The sequence below is a fragment of the Microbaculum marinum genome (assembly GCF_037855135.1).
Lineage (GTDB): Bacteria > Pseudomonadota > Alphaproteobacteria > Rhizobiales > Tepidamorphaceae > Microbaculum > Microbaculum marinum.
This window is the reverse complement of the sequence record NZ_JAZHOF010000003.1, coordinates 1-24,132: the sequence shown is the minus strand read 5'-3', so window position 1 is coordinate 24,132 and position 24,132 is coordinate 1. Positions and strand designations below refer to the sequence as shown.

Below are 24,132 nucleotides of genomic sequence, written 5' to 3'. Positions count from 1 at the left end.
CCCGTTCGGTTCGCACTGCGTCCGGCGATTTGAGGTCGTTCGAACGTACCGCTGTCGGTGCGGAAACCGCAACTGGCCGCATGCAGCGCCAGTTCGGCGCCACGACCTTGGCGCTGCGGGCGATGGCGGCCGCCGCCGGCGCGGCGACCGGCATCCTGATCGGGGATCTCGCGACCCGAGGGCTGCGGGAGTTCGCCGCGTTCGAACAGGGGATGAAGAACGTCGGCGCCGTCTCGGGCGCGACGGCCGAGGAACTGCGAAGGCTCGACAATGCGGCTCTGAGCGCTGCCGCCTCGACCCGTTTCGATCCGGGCCAGACGACCGAGGCGCTGTACGCCCTTGCCTCGTCCGGGCAGGCGGCCAACGAGCAGATCGCCACGCTGCCGAACGTCCTGAACCTCGCGGAGGCGGGGCAGGCCGACCTTGCGCAGAGCACGGAACTGCTGACGTCGACGCTCAATCAGTTCGGGCTGTCGGCCGGCGAGTCGACGCGCGTTGCCGACGTCTTCGTCGCGTCGATCGGTGCATCGGCACTGAACGTGAACAGGCTCCAGGTCGCCTTCCGAAACGTGGGGCCGACCGCTGCCGCGCTCAACCAGACGCTCGAAGGTACGACCGCAGCCGTCGGCCTGTTGACCTCCGCGTTCGGCAACGGCGAGCGGGCCGGCACGGGGCTTCGGGCGCTGTTCAACGAATTGCCGCAGCGGGCTTCCGACCTCGGCGTCTCGATCTACAACGCCAGCGGTCAGTTGCAGCCGCTCGTCGACATCATCGAGCAGATGGAGGAGCGCGGCATCGACGGCGCCGCGGCCGTCCGTCTGTTCGGCGCCGAGGCCGGACCGGCGCTTGCGGCGCTCCTCAAGCAAGGCTCTGGCGCGTTGCGCCAGATGGAAGGCGACATCCAGTCGACTGGACAGGCCGCGCAGACCGCCAGCAAGCAACTCGATACCCTTCAAGGCGACCTGGACGGGCTGAGCAGCGCCGTCCAGGCGGCGCTCGTGGGGATCGGCCGCGCGGAAAGCGGGGTCGCCCGGATTGGCATCCAGACCGCCACCAACCTGGTCCGCTATTGGGCCGGCTACGGCGATACCCTCGGCGAAGCCGAGCAGGCGACGGCGCTTCTGGCCAATTCGATCACGACGCTCGCTTCGGTCGGCGGGCTCGCGCTTCTCGGCCGATCGCTCGCCACCGTCTCGAGGGCCACCGCTACCTACGTTGCCGGCGTCGTCTCGGCGGCCAAGGGCGCCCGCGAGGCGGCGATTGCCGAGCAGGCAGCGGCTGCCAGCCGTCTGCGCCATGCCGAGGCTGCCTTCGCCGCCGCGCGCGCGAACGCCGCGCTGGGCGCGAGCTATGCGGCGGTGAGCCGCGAACTGCTCGCAGCACGTACCGCCATGACGGCGGCCGATGCCGCGCTCGCCCGCACGACGGCGACCGCGACCGCTGCGACCGTTGCTACCCGGGCGCTCGGTGGCGCGATGGCGCTCCTCGGTGGGCCGGTCGGGATCGCCCTGATCGCCGCCTACGGGATCTACACGCTCGCCACGCGGCAGACGCAGGCGCAGGAAGCGGCCCAGGCCCACGCAACGGCCATGGCGACGCTCCAGCAGCGCATCTCCGCCGTCACTGGCGCATCGGCCGAAGCACGCGCCGAACTGGAGCGCTCGATCCGCGTCGACATCGCCAAGGCGAAGATCGCGCTTGAGGTCGCCGAGGCCGAGCGGGAGAAGGCGCGGGCGATCGTAGAAGGCCAGATCCGCGGCCGCGTTCGGGACCCCGAGGTCGCCCAGGGCATCATCGACAAGCAGTTGGGGACTTCGCTCTCCCTGTTCAGCGAGAATGTCGATCTGCAGCGCCAGCGGATTGCCGATCTGGAGGCCTCGCTCGGACTACTCGGCAGCGCGGCTGCTTCAGTGGCTCCGATCGTCGTCACGCCTTTCGAGGTGATGGACGAAGCGGCGACCAAAGCGAAGGCTGCAGTCGACGACGTTATCGCTTCGCTGCAATTCGAACTCGACCAGCTTGGCCGTACATCTCGCGAGCAGGAGATCTACAACGCCCTCAAGGAGGCCGGGGTAGAGAGGAACACTGCTTACGGTCAGTCCATCTCCGATCTGGCCGGACGGCTCTATGACCAGCGCGAAGCCGCCAGCGCTGCTGCGGCGGCACAGCAGGGCCTCGAGTCGGCCGTCGAGAACCTTGGAAGCGCCGGCATCGACGCGCTGGCGGGGTTGCTCGACAGAACGACGACATGGGAGGCGGCGGCGACGCGCCTGATCCCTATCGTTGTCGAACTGATCAAGCAGTTCATCCTGCTCCAGAGCGCGAGCGGTGTACTCAGCGCTGCCACCGGCACCCCGTTGAACATCACCCCGGGACCCGGCTTCGCGACGAAGATCGCACATCAAGGCGCCATCGTCGGGCAGTCGGCGACGCCGTCGAAGATCGTCCATCCTGCGGTCTTCGCGAATGCACCCAGGATGCACGGCGGCGGCATCGCCGGCGACGAGGTCCCGGTGATCGCCAAGAAAGGCGAGGTGATCGGTTGGCCCGCGCAGATGGCGGCTGCGTTCGGCGGGCAGAAAGGGACGATGGTCGTCATCAACGAGGCCCCGGGCGGTGACAAGGCGGAGGTCAGCGAGGGTGACGACGGATCCGTCATCATCAACATGAGGCGCATGGTCGACGACACGGTCGCGGAGTCGATCCACAACAGGGGCGCGGCGGGGCGGGCGCTTGAAAGCACCTATCCCGGGGGCAGCCGGGTTCGCGGTATTCGCCGCCGGAGGTCCGCATGACGGAAACCTGGCCGAACGGTCTTTCGTATAGGCCGGTTTCGGGTTCGATGACGCGCGCGAAGCCGTTCCGAACCCCGAACCGGACGGACATGGAAGCCGGCAACGTCCGAGGTCGGCGCAGCGCGACCAAGCGCATTTCGACGATCAAGTTCGACCTGAAGCTGTCGAATGCGGAGTTCCTGGTTTTCGACGCCTTCGTATGGCGAACGCTCGTCGACGGCACCCTGCCGTTCACCATGCCCATCTGGACCGGAGCTGCCTACGCGACGCGAACCTGCAAGTTCGCCGAGGATCCGCAGGACAACCCGCGTGACGGATTCGATCACATCGTCTCGCTGACCCTCGACGTTGAGGATTATTGAACCGTGCCGCAGTTCACCGACGAGGATCTGCGGGAGATTTACGCCTCGGCGCCAGTCGACGAATACGAACTGATCACGCTGGAACTCATCCACGCGACATTCGAGGCGCCGGGCGGAGGCCCCGATTCGATCAGGATCGCCCTCGACGACCAGGATTGGGACCTCCCCATCGAGGACAATGCTCCGCTGTTCGGGGGGCAGACGAAGACCTTTGAGGCGCTGGCGCTCGACGTGACGATGCCCGCGCAGGAGGAGGGCTCGCTCGGCGAGATGGAAATTGCAATCGACAACGTGCCCCAGCAGTACATGAACCGACTTCGGAGAGCGGTGACCGTGCGGAGCCCCGCCAGCGTCATCTGCCGCAAGTATATCCTGCATCACGATACCGACACCGGAGACTACACCCTGGCGAGCACCGACGGCCCCGTCGAGAAAATTGACCAGCTTTCCATCAAGAGGGTTCGCGGCACGACTCTCCGGCTCACTTCCACGGCGCGCTTCGTCGACATCCTGAACACTTCAGTCCCCCGGCGCATCTTCACGCGGGACGGTTTTCCGGGGCTGTTCTGATGCGCGACCGCCCGGATCGCGCTGCCTTCATCAAGTCGGTGGTAGGAAAGCCGTACAGGCTGGGGGGGCAGGGACCAGACGAGTTCGACTGCTACGGGCTGACCCGGTACGTGCAGCGGAACTTGTTCGGCCGAGATATGCCGTTGTTCCAGGCGCCCGAGCACATCGGCCTGCAGGCGATCGCCGGGTTCCTGCAGGTTCACCCAGAGCGGCGCAATTGGCGCCCCGTCTCCAAGCCGGTCGATGGCGCGATCGTCTCCATGTTCAAGCAGAACATCGGCCATCACGTGGGGACTTGGTTGCGCGAGGACGGGGGCGTGATCCTGCATACGGTCGGCGGCGGGGAGGCGGGCGACAAGCCAGACACTTCGATGGGCGTCGTTGTCGACAACGTGTTCCGCATGAAAGTGCCGCCCAAGTGCTGGACGGCCTTCAAATACTACATCCCGAGAGACTGAACATATGTGCCGCGCCGTGGTGATCGACCGCTTCTACGAGGAAGCGGAGCGGGAGATCGTGCTCGATCGCCCGGGCATGACGGTCCATGAGGCGCTGGCGCAGGTCGCGCGCGACTATCCTCAGTTCTTCACGGAGCAGGATCCCGAAAAGCCGCTGCCGGTCTTCCCGCAGGGCAAGCGGTTCCGGGTGCCGACCGCCGTCATCGGCTGCATGGATGACGGCGACATCGGCTACGTTCGGCAGTCGACCTGGCACACGCGCACGGTGGGCGAGGGCGAAACGCTGGCCCTCGTGGCGATGCCGCGCGGCGGCGGCAGCAAGTCGCAGGCCGGCAAGCAGGTCATCAGCGTGGTGGCCCTGCTCGCGCTCACGATCGCCGCCCCGTATCTCATCGCGGGGCTCGGCTTCAGCGCCTTGGGCACGACGGCCGCGACCCTCACCTTTGCCGGCCGCCTCGCAGCATCTGCCCTGACCGTCGGCGGCGGGGCGCTGCTGAGCCTCCTCGCCCCGAAGCCGGAAACCCCGCCGACCGAAGACTTCCAGGTCTATACGGCCGCCGCGGCGAACAATCGCATCTCGCCGCTCGGCGTCATCCCCGTCTGGTATGGCCGAAACCGGCTGCCCCCGCCCTTCGCGACGAGGTCCTACGCAGAGTTCGAGGGCAACGACCAGCTCCTCTACCAAGTGTTGCTGACGACGTGCGGCAAGCTGGAACGCGAGAAGATCGAGTTCGGCGACACCGAAGTCTGGAATGCCGACGACGGCTACACCGGCAACATCGACGGGATCGAGTTCGAGTTCATCGAACCGGGCGGCCAGATCACGCTGTTCCCGGCCGGCGTCGTGACTGCGTCGGAGATCGGTTCGGGACTGGATGTCCAGGACCCGCCCGACGAGCTCGGGCCGTTCGTGGTCAATGCAGCGGGCGAAGACAACCGCATCGACAAGATCGCCGTCGACCTGTTGTTCCCGGAGGGTTTGTACTTCGAGGGTGACGACGGCTCGATCACGCAGTTCGGCGCAGCCATCAAGGCGGAATACCGTGAGATCGACGATGACGGGGATCCAGTTGGATCTTGGAAAGTCCTGATCGGCGATGAAACGATCAACGGCATAAATGGTGGGAAGGTCTATCAGAACGCCACCAAGGAACCGCAGCGTGTCACGGAGAAGGTGGCGGTCCCCAAGGGACGCTACGAGGTCAAGCTCTACGCCACCTTTCCCTTCCAGCCTCCGGGCGAGAATGGCCACAACAAGACGATATGGTCGGGCCTGAAGGGCTATCTCGCCGACTTCACCACGCCGGACGGCGTAAGCCTGATCGCGGTGAAGATCCGCGCCAACGAGGATTTCAGCCAGCTTTCGGCCAACGAGATCTTCGTGACCGGCACGCGGATGCTGCCGATCTACGACCCGGAGACGCAGACCTGGTCGGAACCGACGGCGACACGTTCGATCGCGTGGGCGGCTGCCGACCTGTTGCGCAATACAGACTATGGCGCGGGACTCGCCGACACCGTCTTCGATCTCGACTGGCTTGCCGCCTATGCCCCGTTCTGGGAAGGCCGGGGGGACACCTTCAACGGTGTCTTCGATCGCGCCTGGATCCTCGGCGACGCGGTGAATGCGATCCTCGACACCGGGAATGCCCAAACCGTTCGGCTGGGTGGCAAGCTCGGCTTCGTGCGAGACGAGGCTCGAGACCTGCGTAGGGCCACGTTCACGCCGCGGAACATCGTCAAGGGCACATTCTGGCACGAATTCATCTTCGCCGACGATGAGAGCCCGGACTGCCTCTGGGTCCAGTTCATCAATGAAGCCACCTGGCAACCCGACGAGGTGAAGGCGGCAATCGCGTCCTACGGCTCGCAAGCGCCTGTGGACCAGAACGCCTTCGGGATCACCGACCGCGACCATGCCTGGCGCTGGGGAATCCGCAAGGCGGCCGAGAACGCCTATAGGCGCGAGGTGATCGGCTTCATGACGGAGGCCGAGGGACTAGACCTCGCTCGCCTCGATCCTGTCAACGTGGCGCACCCCTTGATGGGCGTCGCCGGTGCGGCGCTTGTCGAGGAGGATGAGGGGGTTCTTCTGCTCGATAGCGATGTCGTGCAGTCGCCAACCCCACAATACTTCACGCAGAACCTGATCGACTGGACATCTTCCAACGCCGGCAGCGCCGGGACGGTTGGCACCCTCTCGGGCGCGGTCGTAGACGACCCGGAACTGGGTGGCCTTGCGCTCCTCAAGTCGGGCACGGGTACCAATGCAATCCGGCTCAAGAACCTGATCGACGCGCCGCAGGATGGCGAAATTGTCGAGTTGCAGGTCCGCTGGCGCGTCTCCGGGTCGGGGGAGGGGCGCATCCGGGCGCGCTGTATCTCGCTCGACGGCAACTACGGGCAGATCGGTTCGACTGCGGGAGACTATACTGACCTGCACGACTCGAGCGACGGCGTCATCACCTCGAAATTCTATTTCGCGGCCGCTGCGGACACGGGTATCTCGGCGTGGGAGTCCGCCGCCAAAGCGCTGCGGTTCGGCATCAACGTGAATGCCGGAGCCGGTGGCGCACAGGTGCGCGTGCAGCAGGTCCGAACCCGCATTGTCTGGGGCCTTGAGGACTCGGTCTACCTTCGCTCGAAGACCGGCCAGGAGTGGGGGCCGTGCCTGGTCGCCGCCATCCCCGACGATTTCACCATCGAACTCGATGCAGCCGATTTCTCGGCGACTGAGGGAGTTCACGGTGCTCTTGGAGACCAACTCCCCGACGATCGGGAAGAGCCTGCTCATCTGATTCTGCTTCAGGACGGGGCACCGCCGTTCGATGGCCTCGTCATCGCTGCTCGTCCCGCGGGCAAGAACCGGGTCGAGGTCCTGGCCGTGCGCGACGCGCCGGAGGTCTATACCGCAGACGGCACGGAGACGATCCCGCCCTACCTGCCGAAGCCGAGGCCGCCCAAGGTGCCGGATCGGCCGGTCGTGCTGGGACTGACCGCGCATCTCGAACGCACCGATTTCAGCATCATGCTGCATGCCGGCTGGCAGCCCGCGCCGGGAGCGAAGCGCTATGTGGCGCATGTCTCGTTCGATGGCGAGGTGACCTGGGAGCGGGTCTATAGCGGCGACGACAACCGCTTCTCGACCGTCGTCAAGGCGCAGGCGCTGAAGCTGCGCGTCCGGGCGATCGGCAAGTTCCGCGGTCCACCGGCATACTTCACGATCGGACCGGAGAACGTGCCGCCGGTCGAGCCGCCGCCGGGCTCGATCGACATCGAGCATCTCGACGCCGATCTTCGGAAACTGCAACTGCAGCTCAAGGCGGACGCGCAGGCGTTCCTGGCCGACAAGATCCAGCAGCTGAGCGAGGTGCAGGACCGGATCGCGGCGGCCGTCGCCGAGGCGCTGGCGCTGACCAAGAACTCGGAAGCGAAGGTCCTCGGCTACCTCGACAAGTCGAACAAGAGCGCCCGCGCCAGCGTCAGCACGCTGCAGGTCGTCATCGCCGAGGCGAACCTGGCGCTGGCTGCCCAGATCACGCAGGTCGACGCGTCGCTCACCGACCTGGAAGGCCTCGTCGATGCAAATACCAGCGGGCTCGCGGCGCTGATCGGCCGGGTCGAGATCACCGAACACGACATCGACGCGATCTTCACGGCGCTTGTCAGCATCGGCGCGGAGATCGAGGACCTGGAGACGGGGACATCGGCGCTGGCCGATGCCGTCGACCTTATCGAGGCGCGGGTCAGCCAGAACGAGGACGCGCTCGAGATCTCCGCCATGATGGCGAGGATCCTCAACGCGACGCTGTCGCAGTTCATCCCGAACGCTGCATGGACCGAGTATGCGGTCCTGAGCGCCAACGCGACCGGCTTCAACGGCGCCACCCTTTCGACCGCGGCGGCCGGCCGCAACCTGCGCATCCAGGGCAACGGATCATCTGGAAATCCCGGCGTCCGGTGGACACTTCCCGTCGCCGACCGGTTCTCCGGCAACACGAACAAGGCGGTCCGGGTCGTCGGCCAGTTCCGGACGAAGGGGGACCAGCCGTTCCTCGGGCGGCTGCGCTATTCGGTCGACGGCGGCCACGGCTATTCGTCGAGCTTTCAGCAGTTCGCTCCCAACCCGGTCGATCCGGGCGGCAGCGGGGTGGCGCTGAACACCTACATCACCTTCACCTTCGACATGTCGGGCATCGCCGACTGGACCAGCAGCACGATCACAGGGCTGGAATTCGTTCCGTCATCCGATGTCAGCGCCGATTTCGAGCTGGTGTCGATCGCCTGGGGCAACGAGACGCCGGCGCTGACCGCAACCTGGTTCGAGATCAACTCGGCCGAGATCGTCCAGACCAAGGACAATCTCGCGCTGACGGCCTCGTCGGTCGAGGGCATTCAACTGGCGCTGCCGGGCATCGAGCACGACGCGAGCGCGGCGCTGTCGATCGTGTCGGCGCTCGAAGGCACCGTCTATGCCAACCAGCACGAGATCGGCGTGCTTGGCTCGGCGGTTACGGCGATCCAGGGGCAGATCACCGGGCTCGATCACGACACGGCGGCCCTGTTCACGCTCTACACCGCGCTGGACGGCAGCGTCGTACACACCGACAACGAGACCGAGGTCAACGCCTTCCTCGACCAGCTGCTGAACGCGGAAATCACGCAGTTCCTCTCGAAGGGAGGGTTCGAAGGCTACAACCAGGTCCGTGAATTCGCGACCGGCATCAACGGAGCCACCCTGTCGGCCGGCACCAATGACAACCTGCGCATGCAGGGCAATGGCTCGTCGGCGAACCCTGGCATCCGGTGGACGCTGGATGGAGACCATGAGTTCAACGGCGGCCAGAACCGCGCCGTGCGCATCGTCGGCCAATTCCGCAGCCCGGGCGACCAGCCCTTCGTCGGGCGGCTGTTCTACTCGACGGGGGGCGGGGGCGGGCACGGCTTCGAAGCGGGCCATTATGTGGATGCTCCCAACCCGGTCGATCCCGGCGGGACCGACATCGAAACCGGCAAGTACATCGTGCTGGAGTTCGACTGCTCGGGCATCGCCGACTGGACCAGCAGCACGATAACCGGGCTCCAGCTCCGCCCGACCAGCGATGTCGACGGCCACTTCGAGGTCGCCTCCGTCCAGTGGGGCAACAACACGCCGGCAATTATGGCCTCGTGGATGGAGACCAACTCCGCCCAGGTGAGGCAGACAAAGGACGGGATTTCAGCGCTTGCGACGGCAATGCAGGGCGTCCTGATACAGGACGAATTCGGCAACTTCGCGTCGGCCTATCTCGCCTTCGAGGTGAGCGGCAGCGGACCGGACGATTGGGACTCGACGATCTCGCTCGTCTCCCGCGCCGGGCTCGGAGACAGCTTCGAGGAAGCGGCGTTCACGCTGGCGACGGAGACGGGCGTCGGCGGCGGCGTCCTGATCACGGCCGAGAGCCTGGAGTTCCGCGACAACTCGGGGAACAACCCGACCGTGCCGATGTATTACTCGGGCGGTCAGTTCTGGTTCGACGAAGTCAACATTCGCCTCCTCAATGCCGGCAACATGGCCGACTTCGCCACGGCGGCGTGGGCCAGCGACACCATTTCCTCGCCTGTCTCGGTGCCGACCGGCTTCACGTTCGAGGTCGCGGCCAGCGTCGACGACGTGCCGCACAACGGCGATTCTCAGCTCGCGGAAGTGCGCGGCATGGTGGACCTGCACACCGCCGCAAGCGGTGCGGGGATCGCGATCTGGACCATCCAGGTTCGCAAGGGCACCACGGTGCTCGCGTCGTTCGAGCAGTACGTCTACTCGGGCGGAACGGGCTCGATACGGACGATCGTCATGGTTGGCGCCGTCGACGGAAGCCCGGGCGCTACCCCGGACTATGACATTCGCGTCTCCCATCAGGGAGGCATCGCCGGCCCGACCAGCTCGGTCGAGGGCGGCTACATGATCGTGCAAGGCTGGAAGAAATGACCACGCTGCCGAACTTCATCTACACCGAGGGCACGATCGACGTGGAAGCCGCCTCCGCAGAGGTGGTCGCCAACGACTCCTCGCCGACGACCAGCGTCAAGCGCGGCGACAGCCTCGTCATGGTCGACGGGACGGCGGTGGCCTATTCGATCCTGGCGGTGGCGGCAGGCAATGCCGGCTTCACGCTGGACCGCCCCTGGGAGGGTTCGACCGACACCGGCCTTGCCTACATGATCGTCCGGGGCCTGAACTGGCTCGACAACGCTGCGTTGGCTATCTCGACGCTAGAGCTCGTCAACCGGATGGATGCCAAGGGCATGCTGGTCGCCACAGAGGCGGCGCCGGAATCGGGCGACGGCGACGACGAAGACGGCGCGATTCTCGCCGGCCCACCGCACAAGCTCTACGTCAAGAAGTCCGGCGCGTGGCAGGAGGTGACCGCGCATCTCGCCCGGCCGATCGAGGTGAAGACCGCCAACTACACCGCCGACATCGACGACCACGACAAGCGCTTCGCCTATGAACTGACCACGACCGACCGAACGCACACGCTGCCGGCCTGCTCTTCGGTCTACAACGGCTTCCGCCAGCGCATCCTGCTGCCATCGACGTCGACGGCGAAGGTGGCAACCGCGTGTTCTGGGGCCGATACGTTCTGGGACGGAACGACATCGAAGGACCTGACGGTCGCCGGCACGTCGCTGCTGCTGGTCAGCGACGGCGTGTCGAAGTGGTATCTGGATAGCTGAGGTTCCCCATGACCTGTGACCGCGACGGCTGCAACAACGCGGCCGAATTCGCCATTGCCGTGCAGGTGCCGGCGAAGGGGCACCAGTTCGCGCCCCGCAGCACCAAGACGGCGATCCCCGACCTCAAGCTCTGCCGGGCGTGCGCCGGCGTCGTCACAGACGAGACCACGCTGGACGACGCCTGGCGCGAGACCATTACCGCGTCGATGGCGCGCGACGGCATGGAGCCCGCCTTCACCCGCGCCCGGATGACCCCGGTGCGGCTTGAGAAACTGGACGCCTACAAGGCCGCCCTCGAAAGGAGAAACCTGTGAGCGACGACAGCAAGCCCGTGAACCTGCTGAGCAATCCGATCGTCAAGAAGATGTCGGAGCGGATGGCCGTCAAGGAGGTCGAACTGGCCTCCGCCTATGCCCTGATCGATTCCTACAAGAGCCTGGAGGCGCAGCACAAGGAGACGATCGGCCAACTCGGCGCGGAGCTCGAGCAGCACCGGCAGGAACTCGCCGAACTGCGGGCGTCCCTCCAGCCGAAGGACGGCGAGGTGATCCCGCCGAAGAACGACAAGGCGGCGAAGCCGGCCAGGCCGAACTGATGGGCAAGCGAAAGAAGCCGGCGCAACCCCGCCGGATCCTGATCCTCGGCGGCGCGGCCTGCGTGCATGCCGACGCCGCGGCCGCCCGGGCGCTGTGCGAGTTCGACGCCGTGATGGCCTGCAACACGATCATCGCCGACTGGCCGGAGCCGATCGACTACGCCGTCACCCTGCATCCCGACAAGATCGAGGCCTGGTACGCGCAGCGGCTGGAGCGGCAGCCCGACACGCCGCCGGAGCTCTGGGTGCACTTCCGGCGGGTCCACAAGCCGATCCGCTATGCCCACAAGACGACGGCCGAGATCGGCGGCACCGTCGGCCTGTACGCTGTCAAGGTCGCGCGGGAACTCGGTTTCGAGCGGATCGTGCTCGCGGGTGTTCCGATCGATCCGGAGATGCAGCATTACACCGGCGTCGAACCCTGGGCCGGCCGGGGGGCGGATCGCGCCGAACTGTACCGAATCGTCTGGCGGTCGAAGCTGCCGGAACTGCGGCCCTTCGTGCGCTCGATGTCGGGCTGGACGGCCGAGAGACTCGGCATGCCGGATCCGGTCTGGCTCGGGCTTGAGCCGGCCCCGACCGATGAGGAAATCCTCGGGCCGGAGCGGGTCGCGGCGATCGCGAAGATGAAGCGCGGCATGCGGACGGTCCGCAAGGCCATCGAAGCAGCCATGCCGGCCGACGATCTCAGTGCGCTCGATGCGCTGCACGCGCACTACCTGACGGCCGCCGAACATCTGATGCGGCGACAGGTCCCCAAACCCTGAAGGCGGGTTCGCGGGGGTGCCGCCAATCCGGATGGCCGCTCTGCTGACCGCCTTCGCCGAAAGGAGAATGCCGCGAATCCTGTTATCAGGTACAATCTTCACGTGCATTCAACAAGGGCGCGTGAGGAGGGGGCAATGCCGAAAGGTAAAATCCGGGAGATCACGAGCAGGGCGGCCATGATCTCGATGATCGAATACCTGGCGCAGGAGGCGGACCGCACCGGCGAAGTTCTTGCTGCGTGGTTCCTGAAAATGGCCCGGGCTGCACTACTGGAGAGCGGTGGAGCGAAGAAGGCCGGATAGTTCAAGAGGCCGGTTTCGCCTGAAGGGCGGCGATATCGCCATCGGTCTGTCGGTCAGGCTTCCCGAAAACACGTTCGACCAAATCGGGTGTCATATCCACCGGGTCGTGGGCGTCGCGAGGTTGTGCCATGGCCGCTGTGATCGCCTCCCTGACGCTGTCCTCGATATATCGCTTCAGTTTCAAATGGATGGAGGCGGCGCGCTCTTCCTGAGCACCGACGCCAATTCCGTAGTGTCCTGCTTCGACGAAATCCAACATCAGTTCGAGCACATTGAGGATTTCCGTGTCGTCCTGGCAGGTCAATGGCCTTTCTCCCCGATCAGGTAGCTTCTGTAGCGTAATACAACCTTACGTATATATCCAGCGACGGTCAGTCATCGTTCCTGACTGATCGGTTCTCGAAACGTACCAACATCTCGCAAGCCGCCAGCCCACGACCGTGGGGGCGGCTTTTTCATTGGAGGCCACGACATGACCGTTATCCGCACGGCGTCCCCCCGGGGCGTCGCCTTCATTTCGCAGCGCGAGGGCAGGGTGCTCCGCGCCTACCGCTGCCCCGCCGGCGTCATCACCATCGGTGATGGCTTCACGATGCGATCGAAGGTGTTCGCCTCGTGGTGGCGGGGGAAGCACGGCCGGGACCTGCGCCTCGGCGACACGATCACCGCGGCCGACTCGGCGATGCTGCTCGAGAAGATCATCAACGAGGAGTACGGCGCTGCGGTCGCCGGCAAGGTGAAGCCGGAGCTGCAGCACCAGTTCGATGGCTCGTCGTCGATGACGATGAACTGCGGCACCGGCGCGCTGGACTGGCGCTGGGCGAAGGCGCTGGCGCAGGGGAACGTCGCCGAATGCGCCCGGCTGCTGCGCGTCACCGGCACGACGGCGAACGGCCGCAGGCTGGCCGGGCTGGTGCGCCGCCGCGCCGACGAGGCCCGGCTGATCGAGACCGGCGACTATGGCGTCGTTACGTCGGTGCCCGCCTCGGTCTCGCAGGGGCGTGTCGAGGTGCGCGAGTACCAGCAGCAGCTGGCAAAGCTCGGGCACTACTCGGGCGGCATCGACGGCCTGGCGGGGCCGAAGACGCGGGCGGCGATGATCGCCTTCCAGCGGGCCGAGGGGCTGACCCCGGACGGCATCGTCGGGCCGGCCACGCGCGCCGCGCTGATCCGGGCGCTCGACCGCAAGGCGCAGGGCACCACGACCACCACGGGCGCCGGCGGCGGCGCCGTGGCGGGCGGCGGCACCGACATCGCCACCTCCGCCGATCCCGGCTCGCTGGACGCGCTGTGGACGGCGCTGATGGTGGGCGCCGGCGTCGCCGTCCTCATCCTCGTCGTCTTTCTGATCTGGCGCTACCGGGGCCGGTTCACCGGTCGACGCGTGCCGACCTGATCCCCATACAGGAGAACCATCATGCTACAGACGCTTCTGGCCGCTCTGCCGGTCCTGATCGCGGTCGCCGTCGTCCTGGCGGTGGCGGCGATCGCCTTTTACACCATCACGCCGCTGCGCAGGTGGCTGCTCGACAGCGAGACGCTCGGCCTCGGTTGGCTGCAGATCATCGCCGCCCCCGTGCTGGCAGCGGTGCAGCACTTCGATCCGGGGATCCTCGCGCCCTACCTTGGCGATAAGCCGTGGTTCCCAGCCTTCCTGTTTGCCTGGGGGATCCTGACGAACCTCGCCCGGCGCTTCCGCGCGGAAGACCTGTGATGGGCGCAGTGTCCATCCTGCTGGGGCCGGTCGGCCGGATCGGGGGCGTGATCCTGCTCCTGGCCGTCGCCGGCTTCTATCTCGACCATCGCGCCTATCGCCGCGGCTTCGACACCGCGATGTCGGCCGTGGCCGCGCAGAACGCGCGGGCGGCGGATGTCGCCCGGCGTGCGATCGGCGACGTCGACACCTGCTTTGACCAAGGGGGACGCTGGAATGTGGAAACTGGCACTTGCGATCTGTAGCGCGCTGACCCTGACCGGCTGCGTGTCGAACGCTCCGGCGACCGTCGAGGCCGAATGCCGGCTGTTCACCGATCCGGGCTTTGCAGTGCGCGGCGCGGAACCGCGCGACCAGCGCTGGATTTCCCGTACGCAGGAAATCGGAATCCGCAGCTGCGGCTGGGACCGACCGGGCTGAAGGCAAGGGCAATGACATGAACGCACAGCGCATCGCCTCGACCGTCACCGAGAACACCTATCTGCGCGGCGTGGTGCAGATCCTTACCCTGATCATCTCCGGGCTGGGGTTCCCCGTCATGCTGGCGTTCATGTGGTGGCTGACCAGCTCGATCGACACGGTGAAGACGGACCTCAACGCGGTGAAGCTCGACACCGTGGAGATCAAGGGATCGGTCGACCGGATGGAGGAGCGCGTCGGCGGCATCCAGGCTTTCGCCACGCAGCGCAACGCCGAGCAGGACCGGCGCATGGACGCCGTCGAGAAGCTGCTGGAGTACCTGCGCCGCGAGGGGCGCCCGCCTTACTGATTTCCCTGGCGGTCCTGAAGGCCATAGACGATTGCCGCCGCCGGCGGCCGGGGGCAACCCTGGTCGCTGGCGGCGGCTTTGTCGATTCTATGGGGGCTTAGTGCCGCCGACCGGTCAGTACCGTTCCCAGAAGTCCGCCGGCGCTTGCATTGCTGAAGCAATTCAGCGGCCGGAGATTATAGAGATAATCAGTGCCGCCGACAGCGACCGGGATGATGTGGTCGATCTCCCAGCCGTATCGAGAGGCCCGATTTCCGTACTCGCTATACATGATCAGCGCGCCTGTGTGATCGCGGCGCCAGATATTCCGATCTCGGCGGGGATCCACGACCCCCTTTTCCCAAACGAGATGCCGCCGCTCCGATTTCGAGAACAGCCCGGGCAAAAATCGAGGTCCAGTCATGATGTTTCCTTTCATGTGACTGGCCGCAAGGGCTTGACCGGCGACGGGTTCCGACACAATGTCGGATTGCGAACTACCGAAAGCCGCCCAGCCCATGCGGCGGGTTTACGGTGAGCCGAATTGCCTATTGGCGATCCGGCTCACCGCATCGGTACGTTTTACAGAAGCGAATCGCCTCATTGAAATGGCGCGTTCGTGATATGTTCCAAACATGGACAAGATTTAATGGAGCGCTAACTCCACCGATCGGCGCCGAGCAGCTCCGCATCATTCGCCGCAAGCCGCCGCGCCTGGTCCTTAGTTAGCCGGCCGGTCGCGCTGCGACGTCCGAGCTCGTCCTCGAAACAGACATAGGTCAGCACCTGCCCGGTCGCGCTCTCGACCGAGAAGGATTCGGCACGTTCTGTCCTCCCGTGCCGGCGTGACGGCTTCGCACCCTGAGTTCGTCTTACCGGCTCTTCACCTCTTTACCAGGCGTCGGCCAAAGATGCCTTTATGCCTGGGATGTTCCGAGGCCCAGATTCCCACATACGAGCGCTTTCCCAGCCCGGCAATCGACAGACTCCACCCGCCCTTGAGAGCATAGTCGTTGATCCGGACGGCGGGGCTCACCGGCCGCCCCTTGCGCGTATATCGGCGGACCATGACGTCCTTGGGGTATCCGTCCTTGTCATTCCGATGCCAGGCCGCGACAAACCCTGTGCCATCGAGCGATGCAAGGCTTCCGATGCCCTGTCCGTTCAGCAACCGTTCCTTTCCGGCGCGCCGGCCTCGGCGGTCGAGCCGCTGAGCCAATGCAACAATTTCCGTCTGGTCTTCCGAACGGGCGTTCCAGGCCACGATGATCTCGTCGTTCTTCATCGCGGCAAGGCCGATTGAAGTCTGGTGACCGACGATCGTGCGATTGACCCGGAGTTCTCTCGACGCTCTCTTGCCCTTCCGGTCGAAGAGCCGTGCATAGACATCGGCGCTGAACGGATCGAGAGGATCCGCCTGGCCGTATGATGACCATGTCGCGACGAAACCGCCGTCTGCTCGTGCCGCCAGGGCCGGACCAGACTGGGTCAGGGTCTGGTGTGCATTGATGCGGAATTGCCGGCCGGCCCTCTTGCCACGCCAGTTATAGCGCTGACCGAAAACACCGTAGAGGGACCGATCTTCTCCAGTCCAGGCGACCACGAAGCCGCCGCCGGTGAGCGCGGCAACCGCAGGACGCTGTTGCACGCCGCGAACGACCTCGAACTCGCCGCCAAGCATTCTGCCTCTGGAATCGTAACGCTGTCCCAGAATCCAGTCTCCACCACGCGACCACCAGAGGATGACGAAGCCGCCATCCGCAAGCCCTGCGACAGACGGCTGGATCTGAGTGTCCTCGATGTCCGTGTTGACCTGGAATTCCGGGCCGACCTTTCGGCCGCGATCGTCAAACCGCTGTGCAAATATATCGAAGCCGCAAGTCGTGGGCTCGTCAGGGCAGGCCTGCCCCCAGGATCCCCAGGCCGTGACAAAGCCGCCGCCGGCGAGAGGCGCGGTCGAGGGGTGTTCCTGCAAACGCGCGGCCGGATCATCGGTCGTGTAGCTGTCCACCCTGAATTCAGGTTTCAGGGCATCGGCGAATGCAGGGCCGGCAACGCACACCAGAGCAATGAGAACTGCCGCGGCGCGACTGGCATGTACATTGAGGTTTGGCAAAATTTTCTCCCAACCAAGTTCGGGATCGTCGAATTGGTTCCCTATAGTAAAGCAGGGGCCTGGCCACAACCCGGCTGCTCCAGCGCTGAGGCCGGTGCCCGGATCCCCCGTTCCCCTGCGATACCGGCGGTTCGTCGGCTTCATCACGTCGGATGCCGGGGGCCGGGGAGCAGCACACCCCGGCCATGGCCGGCAGGCAATGCGGCGCCCCACATCAGCGCCGGGAGCCCTATGCTGCCGACGGCCCCGGGTCGTCGTACCCATCCGGGACGGTGGGGCCAGGCCGCCTGTCGCGACATACACTGTCGACAAGGCTCAGTGTCGGCTGTGACAAAGCGGCAACCCGTTCAATCGCCTTCCTCTTTCGCCGTGCAGTCTCCGGCTGGTAGCACACGTGGTGCAGCGTGACCCGTTCCTCGCTGCCGTCGGATTTCGTCACGACGAACTCCTGGCCCTCGACGAGCCCGAGCAGCGCCAGTCCGCGAAGCGTGGTGATCGGCAAGATCATGCCGATCGGCGAAGCCATCCTGTCGCGGGACAGGATGCGCATTTCGCGCTTTCCACCATCGACGCTGAACGTTACCCGGCTGTTGAGCGTGGACACGTTGGGGGGAAGGTCTTCCTGGAGCAAGACGACCGCGGACTGGACCTTCCTCCTGAGAATCCGGGCAAGCGGAGCTTCGCGCTCCCGGCAGCGGTCACGCATGACCGTGAGGATGGTGTAGTCCTTGGTGCTGAGCATGCAGGTATCGTTTGACATCGCAGATCTCCCGTCGCTCCGTCCGGAGCGGTTGCAGTGAAGCGCACTGGAATCTCCCCTGGCCGCGAACGGCTCAGGGGCTAGGATCCTGCGAGGAGGCAACCTCCGAACAGCGACAGGCGGCACCAGGGAACGATCACGATGCCGTCCGCAGATTTTCAGATGATGGTGTCGAGGCCTCCGGGGCAGGAGCCTCTACCGATTGCACCGTGAGACGATGGGTGCGTCCGTCGCGTCCCGTCCAGTCGATCGACTGGCCTGCCGACAGTCCGATCAGCGCGGCCCCGATCGGCGTCAGGATCGAGACCTTGCCCGCGGCAATATCCGCCTCCCCCGGGAATACGAGCGTTACACGTCGATCCTCGCCGAGATCGCTCGTGTACCGCAGGGTCGAGCCCATCCGCACCACGCCCCCGGAAACCCTGGCGTCGTCGACGACGCGCGCCCGCTCCAGTTCGGCAAAGAGGACTTCCGCGACGTCTGGATTGCGGGTCGCGCAGGACTCGGCAAGTCGCCACAGCCGTTCGCTGTCGGAACGCGTCAACGATATCGCCGGCTTGCGATTCTTCGTAGTGGCAGAAGCCATCTCGCAGCTTCCTTGTCTTGGCCGGTCGCAGACGCATCAGTGGCGTCGTGCGGGGCAGGTGATGTCTGGGGTTGGTGTCGCCTGTCCGGCTTGGGTCCCGCCTCAGGCGGAGGACCAGCCTATGCCCCGCGGCCGGGGCGCGACGCGACCTGGCCGGGGGTCAAGTGCCCGCGATGGGGCACACCCTGAATACCATGAACTGGCGGCGCTTGGTCTCGAACATGCTTAAGAGTTGGGCCAACGCGATGACGAAGTCAAGCGCGCCCGGGACCCCTAATCGCGGTGCCGTTCAGGAGGCGACCGAGCAGTTGCGTGAAGAGACCGGCTGCGGACGCAAACACGGTGGAGGAAGGTAGCCGGCGCAGGAGTGTGCAAGGAATGCACGAAGTTGATTGACGCTGGCCCTCCCTGGCTTACCTTGCGACTGGGCAGGTACCACTTCAGGCGCCTACGGCCGGGTTCACCGATCATTCGTTCCCGTCTGTCCGGGTAGTGGGAGTCGCGATGTGACCGGTGGCACGATCCTTATCGTCGAAGACGAGTTCTTGATCGCCGATGCAATTTCGGACGTCGTCTCCGATCACGGCTATCGTCCGCTAGGCCCCGTTGCAACGCTTCAGGAAGCACTGTTGCTGGTTCGCGACACCCGTCCCGATGCCGCCCTGCTCAACCTTGTCTTGAACGGGGAGCGCGCCGACCCGCTTTGCGAACTGCTGGACAGCCTTGGCGTACCCTTCGGCTTTGCAACGGGAGTGGATGGTGATGCCGACCCCGGCATGTGGCGCGACCGGCCCCGGATCGTCAAACCCTATACATTGGCCAACCTGAGCGAGTTGATCGCCCAGCTGCTTCCGCGTAGGCCATAGGTGCCCGACAAGATGTTGACGATCTCCGATAGCGGCAGCGCCCGCTCTGAGGTTCGCCCGGCAATTCGCAGCCGTTCAGCCAAGTCGCCCCGCCTCCCGCTCGGCGCCGATTCGCAGCTCGGAACCAATCGCCGCCTGCTACGTTTACGACGCAGGACTTATCCCCGCCAAGTCCCGGAGTTGCCCCGCCAGGAGCCCGTTGTCGCTTTCCCACCGGGAAATCGATGGCGGGCTTCTCGCATTCCATATGCGCGGCATCTAATGGCGCCGCCCGATAGAACTGTCGATTATCGTCACGAATGGATGAGCCGTCTCCCGCTCCTCGAGCCAGGCAACCAGTTGTGCGAAGTGGGTGGCGCGGCGACTCCCGCGCCGTTGACAGGCTCTTCCGGTCGAACTACCGCTATCCAGAGATGCCGTAGCGTCAGGAGCGAACCGCAGCTCTGCGGCCTCCACTCGTTTCAAGCAATCGCTTTGGAGGAAACGCCATGCAGGTACGACGATGGATAGGCATCGCCGCCGCGATCGGGATCGCAGGCCTCGCATCGGTTGCGGTGACCGGATCCGGCCGGGCTGAGCCGGACACGTCTGCGGCAGGCAAGGCGGTATCCACCTACAATCGCTGGGAGTGGTTCAAGGACACCTACTGGATCGTGCCGCAGCGCGGCATCTATTCGGTTGCGCATCTTCTCGATGACAACACGTTCGGGGTGATCAAAGGCCAGACGGTGTTCCATATCACCGATTACTTCAATGGCTACTGGACCGGCGCCGTCGTGGTGAAGATCACGCGGGCCCTTGTGCCGAGCTGCCAGTTCGTGCTCGGCCAGGTCACGCCGGAAGGGCGCGTCTTCATGACCATGTACGACGCCGACGACGGATCGGTCGTCAACTATCCAATCGGCACCATGGTCAGGAAGCGCGGCGAATGGACGATGGTGAACGAGATGACCAACGTGACCCAGGGGGGTGACACCCTCAGCCATTGGGCCTACATGGTTCAGGCGAAACCGGGTGATCGCCGATGGAATAATCTGCCCTTCGCGCGTCAATCCGTCCCGGAATTCATGTCGAGCTGCCCCGAAGGCCCGCAAATCAACTTGCGCGGTGGGCTTGGCGACCACCCTATCTTCGGCAGGCCGTGAAAACCTGAAGCCCGGGCCGCTCAGGAGAAATGACGGTCCGTCTCATCGGATCGCCAGCTGTTTTTCCAGCATCTATGGTGCGGAAACGTGCAACGCCGCCATCGCTATATCGAGGCCGAGGCCCGTTGGAACGGCCCCTGCGGCCGACCAGAGGGGCCTCACTCGACCGCAGGGGCGGCACGCCAGTTGGCCAAGCGCGCGACGTCAGTCCGCCAGCCGATTCGGGTCAGATCATGGCAACGGCGACAAGGAACCGACCCGCAGACGAATCTTTGGTGAGGACGTTGCGCCGAAGTCTTGTTCGTGGCGACCGAACGGAACGTCACCGTCGCCTCCGTGCCAGCCTTCAGTCCATCGAGACGACGACTGCCGAATTGAAACACTTCAGCGACTGCCCAGACATGGCATTGAAACAAAATCACGAGCTAATTCGCCTCGGGACCAATCTCAACCTTGAGGGACTCGAAATGCTATCTGTCTGCAGAACCATTTTCGGCAACGCCCGCCGTTCATTCTGTGCGGCACTTGCCCTGGCGACCATGTTCGCCGTTTTTGGAGTGCCCGCCGCGCAAGCGGACGGCACGAATGCCGGCTCCGACGGTGCTGAACTTTCCGGGCCCGCCTCTTCCTTCTCGAATGTCGTCGATGCACGATTTGCGGTGTACTACGGCGGCGGGATCGTTCGTGCGAAGAACATCAACACGGTCACGCATCCCAGCACCGGCGTCTATTGCGTCAAGATTCCCAAGACGCTGGATGGCAAGAACATCAATGCCCAAAGGCTGATTGCCAACGTGACCGTCGAGTGGGCGCCTCGTCGGGTTTCGACCTTCTCGCGTTCTACTATGCAGGCGCGGGCCATTGCCCGAAAGCCAAGCGTTTCATCGAAGTGCGGACCTACAAGTTCCCCGGCGGGGTGCCGGAACTCTCGGACGATGTCGCCTTCGTTGTGACCGTTCCCTAGGTCAAGGCGTCTGAGCAAAATTGCGCTGCCCGATCTGCAAAGTCGGGCGGCGCATCTCCTATATCGGGGCTCCCGCGGATGTTCCGGCGTTGTTCACGGTTTGTCGGACAATTGATTAAAGACGCAAATATTTGTTCGCATTGCGTTTTCGGATCGAGGAAGAAGTCGGCCACACGTGCCGGCATTGACCTATCACCCCTAAAGATCACGACCAACGTCATGTTGGGCCCACGACTCGCCTGTGATATCAGTTGGCGTGGCGTCTCCGTCGGGGGAGGGGTTCTTGGTCCGCATTGTTCGTACTCTACTGCTATCATTTTTCGTAATCGCGATCAGTTTGGCGCCGGAAGTCGCAAACGCGCACACCGGAACCGGGATGTCGGGTGGTTTCGTCAGCGGCTTCGCGCATCCGATTTTGGGATGGGACCATGTTGTCGCAATGGTTGCCGTGGGAATGTGGGGCGCGTTCCTGGGTGCGCCGGCGATCTGGCTCTTGCCGATCGTCTTTCCGCTCGTCATGGCAATCGGCACCGTTATGGGTATCGCCGGAGTGCCCATTCCCGGCATCGAGACCGGCATCGCGGCGTCGGCGATTGTACTCGGCCTGCTCATTCTGCTTGCGATTCGGCTGCCCCTTTGGATCGCCTGCATTATCGTCGGCGGGTTTGCGATTTTTCACGGATACGCTCATGGGACCGAGCTGCCGCAATCTGCCAACCCGCTCGCCTTCATCATCGGATTTGTCTTGGCGACGGGTATGCTCCACCTGATCGGCATCGCATTCGGTCTGCTACTCCGCTGGCCAGCGGGCAAATACGCAGTACGGACGGCGGGCGGACTCATCTCCCTTTTCGGCCTTGGCTTCCTGTTCGGCTTTGCGTGAGAGACTCTCGGTAGCCGGGCTCGTTGTCGCGTCCGCTCTTCTTCCTCAGTCTGCACTTGCCCATGGTGCCGTGCCCGGCATCATGGGATTCTACAGCGGCTTCCTGCATCCGCTGATATCATTTGACCAGCTCCTGGCGCTTCTCGCCTTGAGTGTCATGTGCGGGCTGGCCCCGAAACCATGGTTCGGCCGATCATGGCTCGTCTTCGCGACAGTCGCGATTGTCGGCATTTGCTTCGGCCTGCTGGGCTATCAGGACGCAAGAGTCAGTCCGGCGCTTATGGCGATCGGCTTCGTGGCGGCGGGATTGGCTGCTCTTCGCCCATCCGGCGTTCAGACAATCCAAATCCTGCTGTCCGCACTGGCAGGAGCCCTGGTGGGCGTCTCTTCGGCCCCTGACCCCGGACCGGTTCGCGACATGATCATCACGGCCTGCGGAGGCCTTGTCGGCGCAAACTACATACTTCTGGCGGTGGTCGGAGGGATCTGCTGGTTTCGGGATCGGTTCGACCATGAATGGTCGCTGATTGCGGTGAGAATCATTGCAGCCTGGATCGCCACGATTTCCATATCAATGGCCGCTCTGGCGCTGACTCCTCGGTAGAATCGACTGCAGGGATCTGCGGGGAGACGTTGTCGGCGCACCGTGGCGTGCCTTGGTAGCTGGTGCCGGCACTTGCGTCGGCGGCATCCAGGCCTTCGCCACGCAGCGCAACGCCGAGCAGGACCGGCGCATGGACGCCGTCGAAAAGCTGCTGGAATACCTGCGCCGCGAGGGGCGCCCCTTACTGATTTCCCTGCCGGCCTCCGTGGCGAGGACGATTGCCGCCGCCGGCGGCCGGGGTCACTTCCGGTCGTCGGCGGCGGTTTTGTCATTTGTGGGGGGCTCGGCGTCCAGCGCATCGAGCGCCAGCTTGAGCGGGTACACGACCGTCGCCGGCGCCGTGACGTCGACGGCGGCCAGCGCTGCCTCGAGCGGAGCGCGGAGGCGGCCGTCCGGTGCGGAGGCGCCGAGCAGGTCCGGCAGCTTCGCGACGTTCGCGGCAAGCCGACGCGCCTCGTCCTTCGTCAGCCGCCCCGTGGCGCCGCGCCGGCCGGGCTCATCTTCGAAATAAATGTAGACGAGAATCTGACCCGTCGCGCTCTCGACTGTATAGCACTCGGCGCGTTCGACGACAGGCCAGGGCGGTTCGAAGGGGGAAGCCATGCGACCTCATAGCAGGCCGCGACCGAGACGAGAACAGACTGTGCCGACTCATGTCGGGCGAAACCGTCCTTATTCGCGGCATCGAGCTGCCTGGAAGGTCCGCATAACAACTTGCGCGGCGGCCTCGGCAGTCAGCCGATCTTCGGCAGGCCGTAATCTTGTCGACGAAAGGTCTGGGCGAGTCCTCGTTGGCGCGGCGGATACGTCGCCGCGCCCGGTTCCGCCATGTGACTACTGCGCGCAGAAGACGAGGACTGAAAAAGCGTAATCGGCATAGTCGCCATCGACGTCCCGGGTTTCCACAATCACGGCATCCCCGTGATCAGCACTGACATAGGCCAGGATCGATTCCGGCGCCGTAGATGCCATCAACGATAGTCCCAGGCTGGCCACGGCTGTGCAGCGGCGAATGTCCCTGTCGAAAGTCACCACGCACGCGCCAGCCCCCAGTGAGTTTAGGCCGAGGAGACCTGAGCCGTAACCGTGGTTGCATCCATAGGAAACGTTCGCCGACATCAGTGCCATGCCCAGCGTCTGGTCCGCCGCCTCCGGGGCGCGGGTGCGGGCGGGGCCCCG

The 24,132-nt window shown here is 64.9% G+C and carries 27 protein-coding genes; 20 read left to right on the top strand and 7 right to left on the bottom strand.

The genetic code is table 11. The features are described 5' to 3' along the window. The first annotated feature begins 122 nt into the window (after nucleotides 1–122). The 10 genes from V3328_RS07040 to V3328_RS06995 all read left to right on the top strand — a co-directional run bounded on the left by V3328_RS07040 (nucleotide 123) and on the right by V3328_RS06995 (nucleotide 12,567). Nucleotides 123–2,795 (top strand): phage tail tape measure protein, encoded by a 2,673-nt coding sequence (locus V3328_RS07040; protein WP_340328926.1) that lies wholly within the window; start codon nucleotides 123–125, stop codon nucleotides 2,793–2,795. Then, nucleotides 2,792–3,157: a hypothetical protein gene (locus V3328_RS07035; protein ID WP_340328925.1), complete on the top strand. Its 366-nt coding sequence runs from the start codon at nucleotides 2,792–2,794 to the stop codon at nucleotides 3,155–3,157. Before V3328_RS07040 ends, V3328_RS07035 begins: the two co-directional genes overlap by 4 nt. A 3-nt stretch (nucleotides 3,158–3,160) precedes the next feature. Beyond that, nucleotides 3,161–3,727, top strand: a complete 567-nt coding sequence (locus V3328_RS07030) for a DUF1833 family protein (protein ID WP_340328924.1) — start codon at nucleotides 3,161–3,163, stop codon at nucleotides 3,725–3,727. Beyond that, entirely contained in the window at nucleotides 3,727–4,185 is a 459-nt protein-coding gene (locus V3328_RS07025) for an NlpC/P60 family protein (RefSeq protein WP_340328923.1), read from the top strand. The genes V3328_RS07030 and V3328_RS07025 overlap by 1 nt, the downstream gene beginning before the upstream one ends. Before the next feature lie 4 nt (nucleotides 4,186–4,189). Continuing rightward, the gene (locus V3328_RS07020; RefSeq protein ID WP_340328922.1) at nucleotides 4,190–10,153 is read left to right on the top strand and encodes a host specificity factor TipJ family phage tail protein; all 5,964 of its coding nucleotides are present in this window, start codon (nucleotides 4,190–4,192) and stop codon (nucleotides 10,151–10,153) included. Then, entirely contained in the window at nucleotides 10,150–10,902 is a 753-nt protein-coding gene (locus tag V3328_RS07015; protein WP_340328921.1) for a hypothetical protein, read from the top strand. Before V3328_RS07020 ends, V3328_RS07015 begins: the two co-directional genes overlap by 4 nt. Before the next feature lie 8 nt (nucleotides 10,903–10,910). Beyond that, the gene (locus tag V3328_RS07010) at nucleotides 10,911–11,216 is read left to right on the top strand and encodes a hypothetical protein (protein ID WP_340328920.1); all 306 of its coding nucleotides are present in this window, start codon (nucleotides 10,911–10,913) and stop codon (nucleotides 11,214–11,216) included. Next, complete coding sequence (locus V3328_RS07005; protein ID WP_340328919.1) at nucleotides 11,213–11,497, top strand: hypothetical protein; 285 nt, start codon at nucleotides 11,213–11,215, stop codon at nucleotides 11,495–11,497. The genes V3328_RS07010 and V3328_RS07005 overlap by 4 nt, the downstream gene beginning before the upstream one ends. Beyond that, on the top strand, nucleotides 11,497–12,264 hold the full coding sequence (locus tag V3328_RS07000; RefSeq protein ID WP_340328918.1) for a hypothetical protein: 768 nt from the start codon (nucleotides 11,497–11,499) through the stop codon (nucleotides 12,262–12,264). The genes V3328_RS07005 and V3328_RS07000 overlap by 1 nt, the downstream gene beginning before the upstream one ends. Nucleotides 12,265–12,399: 135 nt before the next feature. Continuing rightward, entirely contained in the window at nucleotides 12,400–12,567 is a 168-nt protein-coding gene (locus V3328_RS06995) for a hypothetical protein (RefSeq protein WP_340328917.1), read from the top strand. Between the two features lies 1 nt (nucleotide 12,568). On the opposite strand, the gene V3328_RS06990 is transcribed toward V3328_RS06995, so the two are convergent. Beyond that, nucleotides 12,569–12,871: a hypothetical protein gene (locus V3328_RS06990; RefSeq protein WP_340328916.1), complete on the bottom strand. Its 303-nt coding sequence runs from the start codon at nucleotides 12,869–12,871 to the stop codon at nucleotides 12,569–12,571. A gap of 168 nt (nucleotides 12,872–13,039) precedes the next feature. Here V3328_RS06990 and V3328_RS06985 point away from each other — a divergent pair, with 168 nt between their 5' ends. Genes V3328_RS06985 through V3328_RS06965 form a run of 5 tightly spaced genes read left to right on the top strand, consistent with a single transcriptional unit; the run spans nucleotide 13,040 to nucleotide 15,050 of the window. Continuing rightward, the gene (locus V3328_RS06985) at nucleotides 13,040–13,963 is read left to right on the top strand and encodes a peptidoglycan-binding protein (protein ID WP_340328915.1); all 924 of its coding nucleotides are present in this window, start codon (nucleotides 13,040–13,042) and stop codon (nucleotides 13,961–13,963) included. A 21-nt stretch (nucleotides 13,964–13,984) separates the two neighbouring features. Beyond that, nucleotides 13,985–14,281, top strand: coding sequence for a hypothetical protein (locus V3328_RS06980; protein ID WP_340328914.1), 297 nt, complete (start codon nucleotides 13,985–13,987; stop codon nucleotides 14,279–14,281). Further along, entirely contained in the window at nucleotides 14,281–14,526 is a 246-nt protein-coding gene (locus V3328_RS06975) for a hypothetical protein (protein WP_340328913.1), read from the top strand. The genes V3328_RS06980 and V3328_RS06975 overlap by 1 nt, the downstream gene beginning before the upstream one ends. Continuing rightward, a complete protein-coding gene (locus V3328_RS06970) occupies nucleotides 14,498–14,701 on the top strand; it encodes a hypothetical protein (protein ID WP_340328912.1) in 204 nt (67 codons plus the stop codon). The genes V3328_RS06975 and V3328_RS06970 overlap by 29 nt, the downstream gene beginning before the upstream one ends. A 16-nt stretch (nucleotides 14,702–14,717) precedes the next feature. Beyond that, nucleotides 14,718–15,050, top strand: a complete 333-nt coding sequence (locus V3328_RS06965) for a hypothetical protein (protein WP_340328911.1) — start codon at nucleotides 14,718–14,720, stop codon at nucleotides 15,048–15,050. 97 nt (nucleotides 15,051–15,147) lie between these two features. Here the strand turns inward: V3328_RS06965 and V3328_RS06960 are convergent, their stop codons facing one another. The 4 genes from V3328_RS06960 to rnk form a co-directional block, all read right to left on the bottom strand. Continuing rightward, nucleotides 15,148–15,468, bottom strand: coding sequence for an HNH endonuclease (locus tag V3328_RS06960; RefSeq protein WP_340328910.1), 321 nt, complete (start codon nucleotides 15,466–15,468; stop codon nucleotides 15,148–15,150). 444 nt (nucleotides 15,469–15,912) lie between these two features. Beyond that, on the bottom strand, nucleotides 15,913–17,289 hold the full coding sequence (locus V3328_RS06955) for a hypothetical protein (RefSeq protein WP_340328909.1): 1,377 nt from the start codon (nucleotides 17,287–17,289) through the stop codon (nucleotides 15,913–15,915). Between the two features lie 85 nt (nucleotides 17,290–17,374). Beyond that, a complete protein-coding gene (locus V3328_RS06950; protein WP_340328908.1) occupies nucleotides 17,375–17,905 on the bottom strand; it encodes a GreA/GreB family elongation factor in 531 nt (176 codons plus the stop codon). A 136-nt stretch (nucleotides 17,906–18,041) separates the two neighbouring features. After that, nucleotides 18,042–18,491: a nucleoside diphosphate kinase regulator gene (gene rnk / locus V3328_RS06945; RefSeq protein WP_340328907.1), complete on the bottom strand. Its 450-nt coding sequence runs from the start codon at nucleotides 18,489–18,491 to the stop codon at nucleotides 18,042–18,044. A gap of 506 nt (nucleotides 18,492–18,997) precedes the next feature. Here rnk and V3328_RS06940 point away from each other — a divergent pair. The 5 genes from V3328_RS06940 to V3328_RS06920 all read left to right on the top strand — a co-directional run bounded on the left by V3328_RS06940 (nucleotide 18,998) and on the right by V3328_RS06920 (nucleotide 22,953). Then, nucleotides 18,998–19,357, top strand: coding sequence for a response regulator (locus tag V3328_RS06940; RefSeq protein ID WP_340328906.1), 360 nt, complete (start codon nucleotides 18,998–19,000; stop codon nucleotides 19,355–19,357). Nucleotides 19,358–19,845: 488 nt separating this feature from the next. Beyond that, nucleotides 19,846–20,502, top strand: coding sequence for a hypothetical protein (locus V3328_RS06935; RefSeq protein WP_340328905.1), 657 nt, complete (start codon nucleotides 19,846–19,848; stop codon nucleotides 20,500–20,502). A gap of 374 nt (nucleotides 20,503–20,876) precedes the next feature. Continuing rightward, entirely contained in the window at nucleotides 20,877–21,455 is a 579-nt protein-coding gene (locus tag V3328_RS06930) for a hypothetical protein (RefSeq protein ID WP_340328904.1), read from the top strand. Nucleotides 21,456–21,749: 294 nt separating this feature from the next. Next, on the top strand, nucleotides 21,750–22,349 hold the full coding sequence (locus tag V3328_RS06925; RefSeq protein WP_378758932.1) for a HupE/UreJ family protein: 600 nt from the start codon (nucleotides 21,750–21,752) through the stop codon (nucleotides 22,347–22,349). Further along, on the top strand, nucleotides 22,324–22,953 hold the full coding sequence (locus V3328_RS06920; RefSeq protein ID WP_340328903.1) for a HupE/UreJ family protein: 630 nt from the start codon (nucleotides 22,324–22,326) through the stop codon (nucleotides 22,951–22,953). The genes V3328_RS06925 and V3328_RS06920 overlap by 26 nt, the downstream gene beginning before the upstream one ends. A 240-nt stretch (nucleotides 22,954–23,193) precedes the next feature. Here the strand turns inward: V3328_RS06920 and V3328_RS06915 are convergent, their stop codons facing one another. Together V3328_RS06915 and V3328_RS06910 are read right to left on the bottom strand one after the other, a co-directional pair. Next, nucleotides 23,194–23,556, bottom strand: a complete 363-nt coding sequence (locus V3328_RS06915; RefSeq protein ID WP_340328902.1) for a hypothetical protein — start codon at nucleotides 23,554–23,556, stop codon at nucleotides 23,194–23,196. Between the two features lie 231 nt (nucleotides 23,557–23,787). Further along, a partial coding sequence (locus V3328_RS06910) for a hypothetical protein (RefSeq protein WP_340328901.1) occupies nucleotides 23,788–24,132 on the bottom strand: 345 nt, incomplete at its 5' end.